The organism is Frankia sp. AgKG'84/4, assembly GCF_023242965.2.
GTDB lineage: Bacteria > Actinomycetota > Actinomycetes > Frankiales > Frankiaceae > Frankia.
In genome coordinates, this window is sequence record NZ_JALKFU020001178.1 from 1 (window position 1) to 2,689 (window position 2,689).

Here is a 2,689-nt window from a genome sequence, read left to right on the forward strand (position 1 = left end):
GCGGCGCGGCGCCCCCCCCGCCCCGCCCCCCCGCGCCCGCCCCGCCCCCCCCCCCCCCGCCCCCCGCCCCCCCCCCCCCCCCCCCCCCCCCACGGCGAGCGTTACCCGGTCTGCGCGGGTGCAGTCGTCGGGGGCAGCGCCGGGGTGGTGGTGGGCGCCGGCTTGGTCGGCGGCACCGGGGCCGTGGTCGTCGGGGCCGGGCGGGTGGGCGAGGCCGACGTCGTTTCCGGTGCGCTGGGCGTCGGGGCCGAGGGCGTCGGCTCGACGGTCGGGTCGGGCGTGAGCGATGGCTCCGGCGCGGGGGGTGTCGTCTCGCGCGGGCGGCGGGTGTAACGCGGCCGCTCCGGCGTCACCACGATCGGTGCGCTGAACGTCGGCGAGGGCGTCGCCGTGTGGGTTCTGGTCGCCGTGGCCGGTGGCGGGGTCGTCTCCTGCGCGGTGACGTCGCTGGGCTGGGCGGCGGAGCCACCTCCGGACAGCGTCACGGCCAAGGCGATGGCCGCGCCGGCGAGGGCGGCGACCGCACCGGCCACGACTGCGATCGTGCGCCGACGGTCTGCCTTGTGCCTGCCGGCGCCGGACTCCTCGGGCGCGCCGCGACGCTGCGGTTCGGCCCGTCGCCGGGCGTCGTCCAGCGGCACCAGTCCGGCGGCGTGGTCGTCGTCCAGCATCGCGAACTCGGCCGCGGTCAGGGGGGCGGTGCCGATGCGGGTCTCGTCGTCGGCGCCGCCGCGGGTCGGTCCCGAGACCTGCGCGGCCGGCCTGATCTGGGTCAGCGCGTCGTGATCGGGATGCGGCCTGGTTCGCGGCTGTGACGTGGGTGACGCCGTGTCCGGGCGCGGTGGCCAGGGCTTGCCGCCGGTCGCGGGTGAGATCGCGGTCGCGTCCGGGACGTCCGGCACCGGGTCGGCGGTCACCTCCGCGTCCGCAGGGGACGCCGCACCCAGCGGGCCGGCCGCGGCCAGCCGCCCGGCTGCCGGGGTTCCGCCGGTCTGCGGACCGGTGGAACGGGTGCCACCGCCGGACGGACCGGTGCGCGCGGCCGCCGGGGGGTCAACCGCGGCGGCCTGGTCCACGGCGTCGTCGAGGTTCTCCAGGCCAACGTCGGCGGCGCTCGGCCCGGCGGTGTCGATCTCTCCGCGGGGCTTCGCGTGCATCACCGAGGCCGGGACCGGGTTCGCGTTGCGGGCGACGGGGATGAGACGCCGGCGGATCTCGGCGGCGGCGGGCCGTTCCTCGGCGGGACGGTCCATCAGGTCGCTGAGTAGATTGCGCAGTGGGCCGGCGAGCCGGAACGCGCGCCGGCGCCCCTCGACGACGGCGGTGAGCACCGCGTAGGTCTCCGGGCCTTCGAACGGGGGCTGACCCTCGACGGCGGAGTACAGCGTCGCGCCGAGCCCCCACATGTCACTGGCGGGACTGCCGGAGGAGCCGCGCACCCGTTCGGGCGCTATGTATGCGGGGGAGCCGACGAGCGCGCCGGTTCCCGTGAGGGTAACGTCGCCCTCGGTCGCGGCGATGCCGAAGTCGGTCAGGCGGACCCGGCCGTCCCGGCCGAGCAGGACGTTGCCCGGCTTCACGTCGCGGTGTAGCACGCCGGCCGAGTGCGCCGCGGCCAGCGCGTCGGTCAGGGCCAGCCCGATGGCGGCGACCTGGTCGAACGGCAGGGGGCCGTGGGTGCGGATCACGTCGCCGAGGCTGTCCGCGTCGACGAGCTCCATGACGATCCAGTGCCGCTGATGCTCCTCGACCACGTCGTAGACGGACACGATCGCGGGGCTGTGCAGCCGAGCGAGGGCGCGGGCCTCGCGCAGGACCCGGGCCCGGATCGCGTCGCGCTCGTTCTGCGCGCCGGCCATCGGGACGAGGATCTCCTTGATGGCCACCGGCCGCTGGAGGAGTTCGTCCTCACCGCGCCACACGACACCGGCTCCACCGCGCCCGATGGGCGTGTCGAGTCGGTAGCGCTGCGCTACGTAGCGGGGGGTGCCGTGCCGGTCGGTGTCCGAGGGCACGCTTGCCGATTTGGCCATCGTGTCAAGTCTGACAGACGGACGCATCTACGTGCGCGACAGCCCGCGTGTTTTCGGCTGCCACGGACGTCGGAAACCCGACGAAAGGTGACATCACGGACCGGGCCGGAAGGTTTCGAAGAGTTGGCGCAGCAATGGTTGATCCTGCAACCACAGATCCTCCCGGGTATGCCAGTAGAGCGCATATCCGTGGCCGTTGCGAATCGCGCCCCGATTGAGCACATGCACCATGACCCCGTCCGACCTGCGGTACGTGAACTCCCAGTCGGCCTGGTTGGTGCCGTCTCCACCGTCGCTGGAAGCGAGTCGTACGCGCCGATAGTCCTGCACGCTCCGAACGAAACCGGCCTCGTTGCGTTGCCAGTCCACGATCGCAGAAGTGTTTGCCTGCCTGACGCTACCCACTCGTAGGAACGACCCGGAAACCGGGTCCATGAAGTCGACGTTACCGGGGCCGCCGGGACCCGCCTGCCGCCGCCAGCCGGTGGGATAGGCCACGGACCAACCGGTGTCGGGGTCCGTGAAGGAACTCCAACCCGGCGGCGCGGGCGCCGGGGCTGTGTCGTGCGCCACCGGCATCGCGGGGACGATCGCCGGATCCACCGACCGGGACGCGTTCCGGTCGCCGGCCGTCCGGCCGCCAGGCGGCGGGGCGC

2 protein-coding genes are annotated in these 2,689 nt (G+C 74.6%); both read right to left on the bottom strand.

Features of this window, described 5'->3' with window-relative positions; translation table 11 throughout:
- Window positions 1-101: 101 nt before the first annotated feature.
- Window positions 102-2,033: a serine/threonine-protein kinase gene (locus tag MXD58_RS28390; protein ID WP_248838435.1), complete on the bottom strand. Its 1,932-nt coding sequence runs from the start codon at window positions 2,031-2,033 to the stop codon at window positions 102-104.
- A 93-nt stretch (window positions 2,034-2,126) separates the two neighbouring features.
- Entirely contained in the window at window positions 2,127-2,612 is a 486-nt protein-coding gene (locus MXD58_RS28395; RefSeq protein WP_518478709.1) for a serine/threonine kinase C-terminal domain-containing protein, read from the bottom strand.
- Window positions 2,613-2,689: the final 77 nt, after the last annotated feature.